Genomic DNA, 16,134 nt, shown 5'->3' with positions numbered 1-16,134 from the left:
CATCGCGGCGATGGTCTTCTTCTCACGCGTGATACGGGGACCCGGGTTCATCGCGTGTGGCCGTGATCGAGGTCAAGCCTCCCGGTCACGCCCGCGGCTCCGGCAACCCGTCGGGAAGCGGCCCCAGATCCATGTTGTCCGCCACCCCCGCCACCTCGGCGAGCGCCGCGCGATCGAGAATCGTCACATGCGAGCCGCGCAGATCGATGATGCCGCGTCCACCGAGATCTTTGACGACCCGGGAGAAGGTCTCGGGCTGGATCGAGAGGCGGGATGCCAGCACACCCTTGCGGACATCCAGCCTGACCGAGCGCCGATCCGGCTGGCTCTTGGCCAGCAGATAACGGGCGACCCGACTGCTCGCGCTGTGCATGGTCAGGTTGTCGATCTCACCGATCAGACCACGCAAACGCTGGCTCAGCGCCCCGAGCATGACGAAACAGGTATCGACGGACTCGCGCAACATCGCGGCGAAATCGCTCGAATCGATACTCAGCAGCTCCGCCGGCGTCAGCGCCGCGGCACAGACCGGATAGCGCGGTGTGTTGAGAAACATGAGTGCCTCGGCAAAGGTCTGGCCCGCTGACACCAGCTCGATGACCTTCACCGCCCCGCCCGTCGAGAGCCGAAAGAGCTGAATCTGACCCCGCAGGACCAGATAGAAACGCCCCGCGAGGTCGCCCTGGCTGAACAAGAGCTGATCGGCGCCGAGGACGACGCGCTCGGCGTGTCGGCTGACGCGCTCCAGCTGCTCGCTCCTCAGATGGACCAGTAGGGGTGCCGTCTTCAGCTCCTGTATCATCCTAGCAGCCTGTCGGACTTGACGCCGATCCACTGCGCCGGCGGGAGATCGGGGTCCAGAGTCGACCGACGAGACCGGTCCTGTCAACCGCCCGAGTCATCGGGCCATGGCGACGCGGAGGTCCCGGTGTGCATCGCCACCGCTCAGACGCAGATCGTAGGTCTCCTGCAGCAGCCGAAGGATGTTCGGCGTGATGAAGGCGGGCGGATTGGGACCCAGGGTGATGCCCCTCACGCCCAGATGCAGCAAGGTCAGAAGCACCGCCACGGCCTTCTGCTCGAACCAACTGATCACCAGGGTAAGCGGCAGCGCGTCGATATCGCAGTCGAAGGCCTCGGCCAGCGCCGCGGCAACGGCAATCGCACCGTAGGCGTCATTGCACTGGCCCATGTCAAGCAGCCGCGGCAGCCCCAGATGCTCACCGTAGTCGTGGTCGCGGATGCGGAACTTGCCGCAGCCCAGGGTCATGATGAAAGAATCCGGCGGTGTCGCCTGGGCATAGTCGCTGAAATAGTTGCGCCCCTTCTCCGCGCCGTCGCAACCGCCGATCACGAAGAACCGGCTGATCTTGCCGGCCTGCACGGCCTCGACGATGGTCGCGGCCTGTTCGAGCAGGACGGTCCGATGGAATCCCACCGTCGACTCACCGGTCTGCTGCTCCGGACAAGGGGGGCAGGCGCGGGCGGCTGCAATCACCGGTGCAAAGTCGCCTTCCGTGATGCGGCGCCCCCCTGGCATCGCGACCGCGTTGGTGGTGAACAGCCGGTCGCGATAGGTCTCCGGCGGAATCAACACACAGTTGGTCGTGCCGACGAGAGGTCCCGGGAAGGCCGCGAACTCCTTCTTCTGGTCCTGCCATGCACCGCCGAAGTGCCCGGCCAGGTTGGGATGCTGCTGAAAGCCGGTGTACATATGAGCCGGCAGCATCTCGCCATGCGTGTAGACCTTGATCTCGCTGCCCTCGACCTGCTCCAGGAGCGTCCAGAGATCCAGCAGATCATGACCGGTGACCAGGATCCCGGGCCCGGCGCGTGTACCCTCCCGGACCCGCGTCGGCTGCGGCCGACCAAAGGCCTGCATGTGGGCTTCGTCCAGCAATTGCATCACGCGCAGGTTCATCTCCCCGCATGTCAGACAGTAGCCGAGGAGGGTTTCCAGGTCGAAGTTGACGTTGGTCATGGTCGCGAACAGGGCCTCCTCGATGAAGGCCGACACCTGCTCGTCATATCTACCGAGGCGCCTCGCATGATGGGCGTAGGCGGCCATCCCTTTGAGACCGAAGAGCAAGGTCTCCTGTAAGGACTGGACATCCTCGTCCTTTCCGCAGGTCCCCGGCGAGTTGACGCAGGCGCTTTGACGAAAGGTCTGTTCGCATTGGTTGCAATACATGTTGGCCCCTTTGTTCGGGTTCGTCTGTCGATCGGTGTGGACAACCCGCTTCTCCCATCGGCGAGTGTCGGGACACCCGGCGGTCCGCGAGCGGGAGTCTGGTTCGGCGGGAAGGGGCTGGCCTTGATCCGGGTCAAACCGGCACGGATCGAACCTGATCCAGGTCAGGTTCCAGAACGAACGACTGCGGAAACCGGTCAGGCGGCTCCGAGCGGTCGGAACCGTCGAACCCGGCAAGAATGGCAAGACACGGTTGCGGCTCGCCGCACCTTGGTCTTAGAGTCTCAGGGCCGGGCGCCGGCAGAGGGTCGGCCGCCATCTCTTCGGGTGATCTCCATGAAGCTCTTGCCTACGCTGCTGTGCGCCGCCCTGCTCGTCGCCGGCAATGCCCTCGCCCCCACCGTGGCGGGCGACGCTGATCCGCTCTTCATCAATCTCACGACCGATGACCCGCATCGCGCCAACATGGCCATCACGTTCGGACGCAACCAATTCGAGCGCGGGCACCCCTTGACCATCTTCCTCAACGACAAGGGTGTCTTCATCGGCGCGAAACAGAATGCCTCGACCTTCGGCTCACATCAGGTGGACCTGGCGACCTTGATGGACAAAGGCGCGCAGGTCCTGATCTGCCCCATGTGCATGAAGCACTATGGCGTCGGCGCCGGCGATCTGATCCCGGGACTCGAGGTCGGAAACCCCGACCTCACAGGCGGTGCGCTGTTCAAGGATGACACGCAGACCTTGACCTGGTGAGGAACGACCGGCGTGGCGCGGGGCGTGAAGCCGGATTGAGGAACGGACCGGCACGCACCGCGCGTTCGAGCCTGCAGGCGACTCAGGCGAGACGTCCGGCATTGAAGTCGCGCACCGCCTGGCGGATCTCTTCAGCCGTGGTCATGACGAAGGGACCGTATTGGGCGATCGGCTCGCGCAGCGGCCGGCCGGCGATCAGCAAGACACGTGCGTCCACACTCGCCTCGACCACCACACCGTCGGCGACCGGGTCGTTTGCGAGGATCGCCATGCGTTGGGCCGGAACGGATTGGCCGGCGATCTCGATCTGACCGCGGTAGACATAGACGAAGGCGTTGTGCTCGGGCGGCAGCGCTTGCGCGAAGCGCGCGCCTGCCGGCAGATGCAGGTCCAGGAACAGCGGGGCCGTGGTCTCCCGCGTCACCGCGCCCGTCACGGCCCGGCTCACACCCGCAATCACGGTCACCCTCGCCCGATCCTCGGTCAAAAGACTTGGGAGCTCGGGTGCCGTGAAGTTGCGATACCAGGGTGCCCTCATCTTGTCGCGGGCCGGCAGGTTCAGCCAAAGTTGGAAGCCTTCCATGCGCCCGTCCCTCTGCTGCGGGATCTCGGCATGGATCAGCCCGCGCCCGGCCGTCATCCACTGCACGCCGCCGGTCTCGATCAGACCCTCATGGCCAGCGCTGTCGCGATGCAGCAGGCGTCCGGCGACCATGTAGGTGACGGTCTCGAAGCCGCGGTGCGGGTGGTCGGGAAACCCGGCGATATAGTCATCCGGGTCGTCGCTGCCGAAGGCGTCGAGCATCAGGAAGGGGTCGAGGCGTTGCTGCAGCGGCTGGGTAAGGACGCGGGTCAGGGTCACGCCGGCGCCGTCGGAGGTCGCCTGCCCGATGACCAGTTGCTCGACGGCGCGGGACCGATTGACCGACTCGGTATGGGAGACTGGGCTCGTCATCTTGATCACTCCTGCATCGAATGAGCGCTCGGCCCGATGCACATTGGAATTCATCAATCGCGCAGGCTCGAAATAAGGCCACCGACCGGCGTCCCCCAAGGGCTCACGTCGCTGGCGAGGTATGGCCCGAACCGGCCCACAGGCCGGCTCAAGCCGGTTGCGGCCCCAATCCCCGGGCGCCTCGACTGAGGTGAAGGCCGCCTCAAGATCCGCCGCGACAGTGATCGTGACCTGTCGCGAATCTATTGACGTCGAAGACGCGATGAAAGCGGCCGTTTTGGATAACATTGTCCCACCCATGGAACAGTTCGAGCCCAACGACCTGTTGCTCTTCGCGTCTGTCGCTGATGCCGGCGGCTTCAGCCGCGCCGCCGAGCGCGTCGGGCTCCCCAAATCCACGCTCTCACGACGCATTGCGCTGCCCGACGATGCCTTGCTCGCCGCACGCCGTCTCGCGATCTTCCCAATCGGGCTCTATGCCGCGCCGGCCTATCTGAACGAGCGGGGCATTCCGCTGACGCCGGACGAGCTCCACCGGCACGCGATCCTGAGACTGCTCGGACGAGACGGCATGCCGACAGGCTGGACCCTGAGCGACGGCAGCGCGCGCTGGGAAGGGGCTCCGACCGGCGCCGGGTCTGGAGCCGCCTGAACCATGGCAGCCAAGCGCAAGCGTCGCACCGGCACACTGATGCACAGGGTCGCGATCGCAATGGCGGTCTGCATGTCGGCGTCGGCGCTCCTGGTGGGCCTGTTTCGCTGGGTGGATCCCCCGACCTCCGCCTTCATGATCGAGCACTGGGTCGCCGGCCGACTTGCGTCCGGCCGCGCGCCCGAGGTCCATCACGAATGGACCGATTGGTCGTCCATTCCCCCGGCGGTCAAGCTCGCTGTCATCGCTGCCGAAGACCAGCGCTTTCCGCGGCACCGCGGGTTCGACGCGGTCGAGATCCGCCGGGCACTGCAGCAGCATCTCGAGGGCGGACGGCTGCGCGGGGCCAGCACCATCACCCAGCAGACGGCGAAGAATCTCTTCCTCTGGTCCGGCCGCGACCCGCTGCGCAAGGGTCTGGAGGCCTGGTTCACCCTTTTGATCGAGGGCCTTTGGTCGAAGGAGCGGATCCTGGAGGTCTACCTGAACATCGCCCAGCTCGGTCCGGATACCTTCGGCGTAGGCGCCGCGAGCTGGCGCTATTTCGATCGGCCCGTGGTCGCATTGGACGCACAGGACGCTGCCCTGATCGCAGCCGTGCTGCCGAACCCGAACGTCTATCGCCTGGATGCCCCATCGACATCGGTGCGGCGCCGCGAAGCCTGGATCCGGGGCCAGATGAGCCGGCTCGGCGGTATCGCCTACCTCAACGCGCTGTAGCCCCGCGCGCCATCGCGTCCCGATGTGGTCGGCAACACCACCACCGAAGCCGATCGCGATGACATCTCCCGGGGATCGCGCTCGCACAAGATCGTACCTCGCAGGTCGCTGTTTTCTCCCACGCTTGGAGGCCGATACTCGTCATTGTCCTGGCACGGGCGCAAGCGCTCGGTCTGCCGCTGCCGTCACGCAAGCATCATGAAACCGTCACATGATTGACCGGGCAGGTACGGGATAATCTGCCCGCCAACCGGCTCTTTCCCACCGCACCAACCCCATCGGAGAACCTTAGAGCATGCGAATCTCATCGTTGTTGAGCACTGCTGTCCTTTCGGGCTGCCTCTCCGCCGTTGCCTTCTCCCCGGCTGCGTTCGCCGATGTCAAGCTCATCGGCTCCGGCGCGAGCTTCCCCCAACCCATCTATGCGAAATGGTTCAAGGACTTCAGCGCCGCCAACAAGGGCGTGCGTGTCGACTATCAGTCCAAGGGGAGCGGGGCCGGCATCCAGGACTTCATCAACCAGGTCGTCGACTTCGCCGGGAGCGACGCCGCGATGAGTGACGAGGAGATCGGTCAGGTGAAGAGCGGCGCCGTGCTGCTGCCCATGACCGCCGGCGAGATCGTCCTCACCTATAACCTCAAAGGGGTCGAGGAGCTCAAGCTGCCGCGGGCGGTCTATCCCGCCATCTTCACGGGCGAGATCACCAGGTGGAACGACCCCAAGATCGCCGAGGCCAACCCCGGCGTCGATCTCCCCGATGAGGACATCACCGTCGTGGTCCGCTCCGACTCGTCCGGGACGACCTATGTCTTCACCGGTCACCTGGCGGCCGTCGACGACGGCTTCAAGGACAGCGTCGGCCAGGGCAAGTCCCCGCAGTGGCCGAAGAGCGATAAGTTCGTCAAGGCACCGAAGAATGATGGCGTGACCGCCACCGTCAAGCAGACCCCCGGGGCCATCGGCTATGTCGAGTATGGTTTCGCCAAGCTGACCAAGGCCCCCGTCGCCATGCTCGAGAACCAGTCCGGCGCTTTCGTTGCGCCAGGCCCCGAGTCCGGCGCAGCCGCCCTGGCCAGTGCCGAGTTCCCCTCAGGCAACCTGCCCGGCTCGGACGTCCCCGATCTGCGCGCCTGGATCTACGACCCTGAAGGCGAGAAGGCCTACCCGATCGCCACCTTCACCTGGCTCATCTTCCCTGAGACGCAGGACGCCGAGAAGGCGCAGGTCGCTCGCGATCTCGTCGAATATTGCCTGACCAAGGGCCAGCAGAGCGCGGACGCCATGGGCTACATCCCGCTGCCGGCCAACGTCGTGGAGACGGTCCGCGAGGTCTCGCAGAAGATCCAGTGAAGACCGCGGCTCGTTGAGGTGGTACTGTTTGCGCTCTCGGGCGACACGCCCGAGAGCGTGTTTTTGGCAGACCGCCAGGTCACTCAACAGTCTTTCGACGGCAGACCCGAACTATGGCCTCGAATCCTTTCAAGAACGCCGCATCGGCGAGCACGGTCTCCGGTCCGCCCTCCGGAGGCGACTATCTCGCCGATTCCGTCTTTCGCACAGTCGCCCTCACCTGCGCGGCCCTCATCGTCGTCCTGATCCTCTACATCCTGTGGGAGATCGGCGGCCTGGCAGTCCCGGCGATGGCGCAGCATGGTCTGGGGTTCGTCTCGGGCACGAGCTGGAACGTCAGCCAGGAGGAGTTCGGCGTCCTGCCTGAGATCTGGGGCACCCTCTACAGCTCCTTGTTGGCCCTCGTCCTGGGCGGCGTCTTCGGCGTCGCCATCGCCATCTTTCTCACGCAGGATTTCATCCATGCGCGGCTCGCGGCGGTCTTCCGGACGATCGTCGAGCTTCTGGCCGCCATCCCCTCGGTGGTCTACGGGCTCTGGGGCATCTATGTGGTGATCCCGCTGCTGCGACCGGGCGCCGAGTGGCTGCATCAGCACCTCGGGTTCATCCCGCTGTTCGGGACCGAGCTGAGCGGTCCCGGCCTCGCGCCCGCGGCGCTGGTGCTCGCCATCATGATCCTGCCGACGGTCGCGGCCATCTCGGTCGACGCCTTCCGGCGCATCCCCTACAAGGTCAAAGAGGCCGCCTACGGGATGGGCACGACCCGCTGGGAGGCCATCCTCAAGGTCATGCTGCCGACCGCCTCCTCCGGCATCCTCGCAGCCCTGGTCCTTGGGTTCGGGCGGGCGCTCGGAGAGACCATGGCCCTGGCGATGCTGATCGGCAACAGCAACCAGATCAACCTGTCACTGTTCGCCCCAGCCAATACCCTGGCCTCGCTGCTCGCGTCGAGCTTTCCCGAGGCCGGCCAGGTCGAGGTGCAGGCGCTCATGTATGCCGCCGTCGTGCTGTTGGTGATCACCCTCATCGTCAACATCGCCGGGCTCGCCATTCAGCAGTACACGGTCCGCAAATTCGAGGGCAAGACATGAGCGACATCGACCTGAGCTCGACGGCACAAGCAGCGCCCGTGATGCGGCTGGAGCGCCAGCCATTCGAGCTGCGCGCCATGAAGAGCGGGCTGCTCACCGGCCTGACCTGGCTCATCGCCATCCTGGGCAGCATCCCGCTCTTCTCGGTCATCGTCATGCTGGTGATGCAGGGCGGCGCCCGCCTCGACCTCGAGGCCCTGACCTCGCTCCCGCCGGCCGGCTTCGAGATGGGGGGCGGTTTTGCCAATGCGATCATCGGCACACTCGTGATGGTCGCCATCGCGACGGCCATCAGCGTGCCGCTCGGTCTCCTCGCGGCCGTCTATCTCGCCGTGTTGGACCCCCATAGCCGGCTGTCCAGCGTGGCGCGCTTCGTGGCCAAGACGCTGACCGGCTTTCCCTCGATCCTGGCGGGGGTCTTCACCTATGCCGTGCTGGTGATCTCATTCGGCTACTCGGCGCTCGCCGGCGGTGTTGCCCTGGCCGTGCTGATGCTCCCAACGGTCGTGCTGGCCGCCGAGGAGGCGATGAAGCAGGTCCCCCAGAAGATGACCGACGCCGCCTTCGGCATGGGCTGCACCCGCAGTCAGGTGATCTGGAAGGTGGTCCTGCCGACCGGCCTGCCCGGCATCCTGACGGGGATCATGCTGGCGGTGGCCGGCGCGGCTGGCGAATCCGCCCCGCTCCTGTTCACGGCGCTGTTCAGCAATTACTTCATGACCGAGCTCATGGAGCCGACCGCCTCCCTCTCGATCCTCATCTACAACTTCTCCGCCATGCCCTTCGACAACCAGATCGAGCTTGCCTGGGCTGCATCCCTGGTGCTCGTCCTGATCGTACTCGTCTTCAATATCCTGGCGCGCCTGATCGGTCGGTCCAAGGTGTAACCCATCCCGAGGTGTGAGCTATGAGCGCAACCGCTGAAGCAGTGACATCGAGCGCGGCGGCCTTTTCCCCGGTCGCCGACGCGGTGATCGACTGCGATCTCAAGAAGGTCTTCTACGGTGACTTCCTCGCGGTCCGCGACAGTCGCCTGCCGATCGAGAAGGGCAAGATCACGGGCTTCATCGGTCCGTCGGGCTGCGGGAAGAGCACGGTGCTGCGCAGCCTGAATCGCATGAACGACCTGATCCCGACCTTCCGGTTCGAGGGGCACGTGAAATACCACGGGCAGGACGTCTACGGAAAGAAGGTCGATCCGGTGGTGGTCCGCCGCTACATCGGTATGGTCTTCCAGCAGCCGAACCCCTTCTCCATGAGCATCTATGACAATGTCGCCTTCGGACTCCGACTCAATCGATTCAAGGGCGACATGGACGAGCGCGTGCAGAAGGCCCTGGAGCGGTCCGCACTCTGGAACGAGGTCAAGGACAAGCTGAGCAACAGCGGCCTGTCCCTGTCCGGCGGTCAGCAGCAACGCCTCTGCATCGCCCGGGCCATCGCAACCGAGCCGGATGTGCTGCTGATGGACGAGCCCTGCTCGGCCCTGGACCCCATCGCCACGCGGCAGGTCGAGGAGCTGATGCTCGAGCTCAAGGAACGCTACACGGTGGCCCTGGTCACGCACAACATGCAGCAGGCGATGCGCGTCGCCGACACGACCGCCTTCTTCGGCGTGGACATCTCCGCCGGCGGCCGCACCGGCTATCTGGTGGAGATGGGCGAGACCAAGCAGATCTTCGAGGATCCGCAGGAACAGCTCACCAAGCAGTACGTCGCGGGCGAGTTCAGCTGAGGAAACGCTGATTCATTGGCATCCTGGCCAAGAATCGGCACGGGAAGCGAAAACGCGGCTTCCCCTCTCCTTTACAGCGGCTCGGGCCACTGTAAACGGCGGGTCTCCCTGCCCCGCCGCTCCCTCAGGGAGGCGGCTGGAGAGATGCCGGCGCACGAACACTCAGTCTACGAGGACGGGCCATGAGAAGGTTTCCTGGGGTCACCCGCGTCGCTTTGGCGGTGCTGGTCTCGGTTGGCTTGACCGCTTGCGGCGGTGAATCCGAATCCCCGGAATCAGGGGGGCACATGGAGGCCAGGCTGCGCATCTCGGGGGCGGGGGCCACCTTCCCCGAGCCCTTGTACGTGGCATGGATGCGCCGGTACGGCGAGGAGCGGCCCGACGTCTCCTTCAGCTACGAGGGGGTTGGCAGCGGTGAGGGCATCAAGCGCTTCATCGCCGGGGCGGTCGACTTCGGAGGCAGCGACGCGGCGATGACGGACGAGCAGATCGCGCAGGTGTCGCGCGGCGTCAATCTGATCCCGACGACCGCGGGCATGGTGGTCCTCGCCTACAATCTGCCTGGCGTCGAGGGGGAGCTGCGACTGCCGCGCGACGTCTATGTGGATATCTTCCTGGGCAAGGTCTGGCGCTGGGACGACCCCCGCCTGGTTGCGGCCAACCCCGACCTGGTCCTGCCGTCGAAGCTCATCCAGCCCGTCGTGCGCCGTGACGGGTCCGGCACGACGTTCGCCTTCACCAACCACCTCAGCGCCGTCAGCCTGGACTGGCGGGACGGCCCGGGCACCGGAACCCAGATCGACTGGCCCGGCGGTGCCATGACAGGAGTCGGCAACGAGGGGGTGGCCCAAAAGGTCAAGATCAGCCTCGGCTCGATTGGCTATATGGAATACGGCTTCGCGAAGCGCCTGGGCCTGCCGGTCGCGTCCCTGGAGAATCGCGACGGCGATTTCGTCAAGCCGGGTGCGGGCAGCGGACAGGCGGCGCTCGCCGCGGCTGCGGCGGCGGATCTGCCTGAGAACCTGCGCCTGTTCGTCCCAGACCCCCCGGGGCCGGAGTCCTATCCCATCGTGACGCTCTCCTGGCTCCTGCTCTACGGGGTATACCCCGAGCCTGAGAAGGCGGCGGCACTCAAGGCAGCCGTGACCTGGGGGCTGAACCAGGGACAGCCGATCGCGGAGGAGATGGGCTATATTCCGCTCCCGGACAACATCGCCGCGGCGGCGACGCGCGCCGTCGCGGACATCCAATAGTCTCCGCCGTGGCGGCGGTCCCCGAGCGACCCGCGACTGCGGCCGGCTTTGCCGACCAGGGCTCCGAGTCCCGATCGGCCGTTCCAATTCCAGCGATGCTCAGATGGACCCGTTGCGTCTCAATCTTCCGGCGATCCAGTCTTCGCTCCGCGCCGTCCAGACAGACTTCGACCGCATCAACCGGACCTTGACGACGCCCCGGGATGCCATGACCGATGGGGTCCTCAGCAACATGATGGCCGGTTACCGCCTGGTCGACGACGCCCTGGCAAGCGGATTGAATCCGTTCGAGATGGGGCACTCGCGATGGCTGCTGGAGCTCAACGCGCTCGTCCTCTGCGGGACCGATGCATGCAGGCGCGCGGAGTTCGCCGCCCACATCGCCTCCACCGAACGCCACTTCTACGAGAACGAAGGCGGCGGGATCGGCGCGCTGATGGACTGGCTGCAGCGTCACCAGGACGAAAAGGTCTGGTATCGCGCGGCGGGGGCCTACATCCACATCCTGAGTCAGCCACAGCTCTACATCGAGGGGAACCACCGCACCGGCGCGCTCGTCATGAGCTACATCCTGGCTCGCGAAGGCCAGCCGCCCTTCGTCCTTTCGGTGGAGAACGCCAAGGCCTACTTCGACCCCTCGAGCCTGGCGAAAGACACCCGGCGACACGGCCTGAGCATGCTGATCGGACTCCCGAAGCTCAAGAAGCGCTTTGCAAAGCTGCTGCGGGAGAACGGGGCCAGGCGTTACCTCACCAGGGCGGCCTGACGGACCGGGCGGCGAGCCGGCGGCGCTGGAGCACTGCATCGCCACCCCCGGGCGCGAGGGGGGTCAACCCGCGTCGATGGTGCGGGGGCCGGCCCTCGACCGAGGGGCATTGCAGACGCGTCTTGTCCGTGCTTCTGGCCGGGGCTACCATTGCATCAAGCTCAGAGCTGCAGAAGATCGAGGCGACCCCGAGATGATGAGCGCGCTCTCCGGTTTCACCCCGATCGCACGCGGGCTGATCGTCGCCGGTGCGCTCGCACTGGTCCTGACCCTGGCAAAGGCGGCCGCGCCGGTCCTCGTCCCGCTGCTGCTGGCGGTCTTCATCGCCGTCATCGCCACCCCCGCGTTGCGTTGGATGCGCCGGCGCGGCGTGCCCAAGTGGGGCGCCCTGGCCCTGATCATCTTCGTGATGCTCGATATCGGTAGCCTGCTCGCCCTGGTCACCACCGGGGCGCTGGAAGGATTCCGCGACAGCCTCCCCACCTATCAGGAGCGCTTCATGCTGCTCAGCGACCAGCTCGGCGGATGGCTCGAGACCGCCGGGGTGGGTGGCTCCCGCGAGGCCATCCCAGATCTCCTGGATCCGGGCAAGGTGGCCGTGGGCGTGCGCCTGATCCTCTCCAATGCCAGCGGGTTCTTCGCGACCGGCCTGCTGGTGGTGCTCGCGGTGGTCTTCATCCTGCTCGAGGTGAGCACCCTGCAGGCGAAGCTCAAGGCCGCGTTCCATCTGTCCGAGGCGGGCGAGGCGCGTCTGCTCAGGATGCTGGTGTCGATCCGGCGCTACATGCTGATCAAGACCCTGACCAGCCTGTGCGTTGCCCTGTGCGTGTGGGTCTGGCTGTGGTTTCTGGGGATCGATTTCGCCGCCCTCTGGGTCGTGCTCGCCTTCTTCCTCAACTTCGTGCCCGTCGTCGGCAACATCGTCATGATGATTCCGCCGGTCCTGCTCGCGCTGGTTCAGACCGACCTGACGACGGCCCTGCTGGTCGCGGCCGGCTACCTGGTGATCAATACCGTCATCGGCAATGTGCTCGAGCCGAGGATCATGGGGAAGGGACTCGGCATCTCCACCCTGGCGGTCTTCGTCGCCCTGCTGTTCTGGGGCTGGATGTTCGGCACGGTGGGCATGTTCCTGGCGGTTCCGCTCACCACCGCCCTGATCATCGCACTGGACGCCAGCCCGCATACCCGCCCCCTTGCCATCCTGCTCGGACCGGCGATCGAAGGTGACGGCTTGCCGGCTGCCGAGGGGGCAGAGGCGGGTTCGTCCGCCGGCGCTCCCGCCCGTCAAGGCGGGGCGGATGCGGGGCCTGACGTCTGAAGGCAGGGTGACCGAAACCGGCGTCACCGGGCGACGTCCCCCGCGAGCCACGGTTTGGGCCCGCCGGGCGCGAGTTGGGCTTCGATCCGGGCGCCGAAGGCCGGCCCGCAGCCGGGTCCTGCCGGCGAACGGTCGCCCGCCCTCGCACCTATTCCGCTGCACCCGCTCGGGCGCCGTTGTCCGCTCGCGGCCCGGGAACGAGAGCCATGCCCGAATCAATCGCCTGGACCGCCTTTTGGATGGGCATCCTCAGCGCCTGCTCGCTCCCGCTGGGCGCGCTGACGACCCGGTTCTGGACGCCGGGAGACCGCACGACGGCCATGCTCATGGCCTTCGGCGGCGGCGCCCTGCTCGCGGCGCTGACCATCGATCTCGTGGGATCCGCGCTGGATTCCGGCCACTTCAACGCCCTGGCCCTCGGCGCCCTGTCGGGGGGCGTCCTCTTCGTGGGTCTAAACCAGGTGGTCAACGACTTCGGCGGGTTCCTGCGCAAGACCTCCACGACCCTCCATCACCTACGCCGGCAGGAGTATCGCCGCGTCAAGCACATCGCCGGTCAGATCGGCCGCGCGGACCTGCTTCGCGACCTGACCCGCTGGGAGTACAAGGCACTCGCCCCCTCCGTGCGCAACCTCGAGCTGGCACGGGGCGCCAGCATCTACCAGACCGGCGACCCGGCGGATGCGCTCTATGTCATTGCCTCGGGCGAGGTGGAGCTCTACGACCCCTCCGACACGACGAAACCGGTCGAGCGGATCCGACGCAACGAGGCATTCGGTTGGCTGTCGTGCATTACGGGGGCACCGACCAGCGAGGCTGCGGTCGCCGCCACCGATGTCTCCCTGTGGGTGATCCCCAAGGCCGCCATCGACTCGCTGGTGCGCAATTCCCCGGAGCTAAACCAGCGCGTGCATCGGCTGCTGCGCAGCGAGCGGATCACCGAGTACCTGGTGGCGCGCCAGGGCATGGATCCGGGGGCGGCGCAGGCCTGGCTGGACCAGGCGGCGCATACCCTGCTGTCATCCGGACGGGTCCCACCGGCGCTCCCGGTCACGCGCAAGCGCGATCTGTTCCGTGAACGGCTTGCAGACGTCCGGCGTTTTCCCCTCATCCAAGGGCTGCCACCGGAGGAGCAGGAGCTGATCCTCAGCAGACTCCTCTACAAGGCCCATCGCCGCGGCGAGCACTTCTTCCATCAGAACGAGCCGGCGAGCCGGATGTTCATCATCGAGCGCGGCCGGGTGAGCCTGATCGACCCGCATGCCGGTCGCCGGACTCATGAGTCCATCCGCGCCAACGACGCCTTCGGCGCCCTGTCCCTGCTGACCGGCGCGCATCACACCATGACCGCAGTGGCAACCGAAGACACGACCGTGTGGGAGCTGCGTCGGGCCGATCTCCAGGAGCTCCTGCGCAACGCGCCGGCGTTCGCCCAGCGGATCCGGGCCTTCATCGAGGGCGACGAGGCGAAGGACTATCTGATCGAGCGCCAGCGGTTCACGGCCGAGAAGGCCGAGCGCTGGTGCCGTTCGGCGCTGCGTGCACTGGCGGCCCGGCAGCCCCTCCCGGCAGCCGCCGCAATGGCCCCTGCGCATCGTGAGATCGCAGGCGCCCCGCTCGCCATCTTCCTCGGCATCACCCTGGACGGCATCCCGGAATCTCTGGTGATCGGCGCCAGCACGATGCAGGCATCGATGGGCATCGCGCTGCTCGTGGGTCTCTTCCTGTCCAACTACCCCGAGGCCCTGTCCAGCTCGATCGGGATGCGACAGCAAGGGATGTCGTTCGGCAGGGTGGTGATGATGTGGTCGCTCCTGATGCTCATCACAGGGGCGGGAGCGGCGGCCGGCAGTCAGCTTTTTGTCGGCGCCGACCCCGCGATCTTCGCGCTGATGCAGGGACTCGCCGCGGGGGCGATGCTGACCATGATCGCCGAGACCATGCTTCCGGAGGCGTATCTCAAGGGCGGATCGGGTGTCGGCCTCTCGACGCTGCTCGGCTTTCTGGTCGCCATCTACGCCAAGACCCTGGAGCCGCCGGGACTGCCCGGTCACGGGGCACTCGGGATGCCCTCGCAGGAGAGGGCCGCCCAAACCGATCACACTCAGGCTCTGGCCCACCCCGCTGGGGCTGCTGCCGAGCCTGGGCTGTCCTACCACCAGGGGGCGCGCGATCAGCACCGGGTCCTCCGACGCGCATGGGCTCCCTGCCCACCTTCCCCGTCCTAAGATGCTGATTAATCCGCTATCCTGGCCGATAATCAGAACGGGAAGCGCTGCCTTGCTCAGCGTGAGTCGATCTGCTCGAGGTCCTGCAGGATGAGCCGGACCGCCTGCTCGGTGAGCGGAATATAGCCGAGCAGATCGGCAACCGCCTGGCCCTCGGTCAGCGCGTAACGGATCACGTCGGTCAAAGCCGCCGACTTCTGATCGTCGTAGTCCCGCCGTGCGATCAGCCAGGAGAGGGTCAGAATGGGGTAGGACCCCGCCCCGCGAGGATCGGCGACCTGGCTCAGGTCGAGCTCCGCACGGAAAGACTCGACCGCGGCGCGAAAGGCCTCACCGCTGGGAGGCACGAACTCTCCCGCCTGATTCTGCACCGACGCCACCTGCATACCCGTCTGATGCGCATAGGCGAACTGCACGTACCCGATCGCCCCCGGAACCGCCTGGACGTAGGCCGCCACCCCGCCGTTGCCCTGGCCGCGGATGAGCGCCCCACGCTCTTGCAGGACCTTGGGCCATGCCGGACTCATGGTCGTCCCGACCGACTCCGCGAGCTCCGGGCTGATCGCGCTCAGATGGCGCGTGATCACATAGGTGGTCCCGCTTGCATCGGCCCTGGCGACCAGGACGATTGGCATGTCGGGCAGATCGACCCCCGGGTTCGCCGCCTGAATGACCGGGTCGTTCCATCGGCCGGCCCGACCCAGAAAGATCGCCGAGACCGCCTCGCGGGAGAGTCTCAGACCCTGGATGCCGGGCAGGTTATAGGCCAAGACCACCGCCCCGGCCGTCATGGGGATCTGGATCACCCCTCCCTCGACCTGCTCGGCCTCCTCACGCGTCATCGGAAGGTCCGACCCGGCAAAGTCGAGCCTCCCGCCGATCAGACCGGCGATGCCTCCGCCGCTTCCGATGGCCTGGTAGTCGACGCGTACATCGGGGTGCGTCAGATAATAGTCGCGGAACCACCGTTGATAGAGCGGCGCGGGAAAGCTGGCACCCGCCCCGGTCAGCTTGATGACGTCCGACGCCATCGCGGCCTGGGATAGGAGCAGCCAGGTGGCACCGGCCACAGAAAGAGACCGGATCAGGCGAACCGGATGCATCGTCATCTCCTC

General features: G+C 66.3%; 15 protein-coding genes. 11 read left to right on the top strand and 4 right to left on the bottom strand.

The features are described from left to right. Window positions 1-85: 85 nt before the first annotated feature. Both LJE61_RS08180 and hcp read right to left on the bottom strand, forming a co-directional pair. Window positions 86-802, bottom strand: coding sequence for a Crp/Fnr family transcriptional regulator (locus LJE61_RS08180; RefSeq protein ID WP_296913586.1), 717 nt, complete (start codon window positions 800-802; stop codon window positions 86-88). A 96-nt stretch (window positions 803-898) separates the two neighbouring features. Further along, window positions 899-2,191, bottom strand: coding sequence for a hydroxylamine reductase (gene hcp, locus LJE61_RS08175; RefSeq protein WP_296913589.1), 1,293 nt, complete (start codon window positions 2,189-2,191; stop codon window positions 899-901). 336 nt (window positions 2,192-2,527) lie between these two features. Here hcp and LJE61_RS08170 point away from each other — a divergent pair, with 336 nt between their 5' ends. Further along, on the top strand, window positions 2,528-2,947 hold the full coding sequence (locus LJE61_RS08170) for a DsrE family protein (protein ID WP_296913592.1): 420 nt from the start codon (window positions 2,528-2,530) through the stop codon (window positions 2,945-2,947). 82 nt (window positions 2,948-3,029) lie between these two features. Here LJE61_RS08170 and LJE61_RS08165 read toward each other — a convergent pair whose 3' ends face one another. After that, a complete protein-coding gene (locus LJE61_RS08165) occupies window positions 3,030-3,902 on the bottom strand; it encodes a pirin family protein (RefSeq protein ID WP_296913594.1) in 873 nt (290 codons plus the stop codon). A 298-nt stretch (window positions 3,903-4,200) separates the two neighbouring features. Between LJE61_RS08165 and LJE61_RS08160 the strand changes: the two genes are divergently transcribed. The 10 genes from LJE61_RS08160 to LJE61_RS08115 all read left to right on the top strand — a co-directional run bounded on the left by LJE61_RS08160 (window position 4,201) and on the right by LJE61_RS08115 (window position 15,019). Next, window positions 4,201-4,554, top strand: coding sequence for a LysR family transcriptional regulator (locus LJE61_RS08160; RefSeq protein WP_296918017.1), 354 nt, complete (start codon window positions 4,201-4,203; stop codon window positions 4,552-4,554). 3 nt (window positions 4,555-4,557) lie between these two features. Further along, window positions 4,558-5,274: a monofunctional biosynthetic peptidoglycan transglycosylase gene (gene mtgA / locus LJE61_RS08155; RefSeq protein WP_296913598.1), complete on the top strand. Its 717-nt coding sequence runs from the start codon at window positions 4,558-4,560 to the stop codon at window positions 5,272-5,274. Window positions 5,275-5,569: 295 nt separating this feature from the next. Continuing rightward, window positions 5,570-6,625, top strand: a complete 1,056-nt coding sequence (gene pstS / locus LJE61_RS08150; protein ID WP_296918015.1) for a phosphate ABC transporter substrate-binding protein PstS — start codon at window positions 5,570-5,572, stop codon at window positions 6,623-6,625. A gap of 113 nt (window positions 6,626-6,738) precedes the next feature. Beyond that, window positions 6,739-7,716, top strand: coding sequence for a phosphate ABC transporter permease subunit PstC (gene pstC, locus LJE61_RS08145; RefSeq protein ID WP_296913604.1), 978 nt, complete (start codon window positions 6,739-6,741; stop codon window positions 7,714-7,716). After that, window positions 7,713-8,603 (top strand): phosphate ABC transporter permease PstA, encoded by an 891-nt coding sequence (gene pstA, locus LJE61_RS08140; RefSeq protein ID WP_296913608.1) that lies wholly within the window; start codon window positions 7,713-7,715, stop codon window positions 8,601-8,603. Before pstC ends, pstA begins: the two co-directional genes overlap by 4 nt. A 20-nt stretch (window positions 8,604-8,623) precedes the next feature. Continuing rightward, entirely contained in the window at window positions 8,624-9,451 is an 828-nt protein-coding gene (gene pstB, locus LJE61_RS08135; RefSeq protein ID WP_296913610.1) for a phosphate ABC transporter ATP-binding protein PstB, read from the top strand. A 182-nt stretch (window positions 9,452-9,633) separates the two neighbouring features. Beyond that, window positions 9,634-10,704: a phosphate ABC transporter substrate-binding protein PstS gene (pstS, locus tag LJE61_RS08130; protein WP_296913612.1), complete on the top strand. Its 1,071-nt coding sequence runs from the start codon at window positions 9,634-9,636 to the stop codon at window positions 10,702-10,704. A 103-nt stretch (window positions 10,705-10,807) separates the two neighbouring features. After that, the gene (locus LJE61_RS08125) at window positions 10,808-11,470 is read left to right on the top strand and encodes a hypothetical protein (RefSeq protein WP_296913615.1); all 663 of its coding nucleotides are present in this window, start codon (window positions 10,808-10,810) and stop codon (window positions 11,468-11,470) included. 196 nt (window positions 11,471-11,666) lie between these two features. Beyond that, on the top strand, window positions 11,667-12,791 hold the full coding sequence (locus LJE61_RS08120; protein WP_296913620.1) for an AI-2E family transporter: 1,125 nt from the start codon (window positions 11,667-11,669) through the stop codon (window positions 12,789-12,791). A gap of 206 nt (window positions 12,792-12,997) precedes the next feature. Beyond that, a complete protein-coding gene (locus LJE61_RS08115; RefSeq protein ID WP_296918013.1) occupies window positions 12,998-15,019 on the top strand; it encodes a cyclic nucleotide-binding domain-containing protein in 2,022 nt (673 codons plus the stop codon). Between the two features lie 56 nt (window positions 15,020-15,075). Here the strand turns inward: LJE61_RS08115 and pstS (LJE61_RS08110) are convergent, their stop codons facing one another. Next, window positions 15,076-16,122 carry a phosphate ABC transporter substrate-binding protein PstS gene (gene pstS, locus LJE61_RS08110; protein ID WP_296913879.1) on the bottom strand — a complete coding sequence of 349 codons (1,047 nt, stop codon included), beginning with the start codon at window positions 16,120-16,122 and terminating at the stop codon, window positions 15,076-15,078. Window positions 16,123-16,134 lie beyond the last annotated feature (12 nt).

The sequence above is a fragment of the Thiocapsa sp. genome (genome assembly GCF_022340925.1).
Taxonomy (GTDB): Bacteria; Pseudomonadota; Gammaproteobacteria; order Chromatiales; family Chromatiaceae; genus Thiocapsa.
The sequence above is the reverse complement of the archived record's forward strand: the minus strand, read 5'-3'. Positions and strand labels throughout refer to the sequence as shown.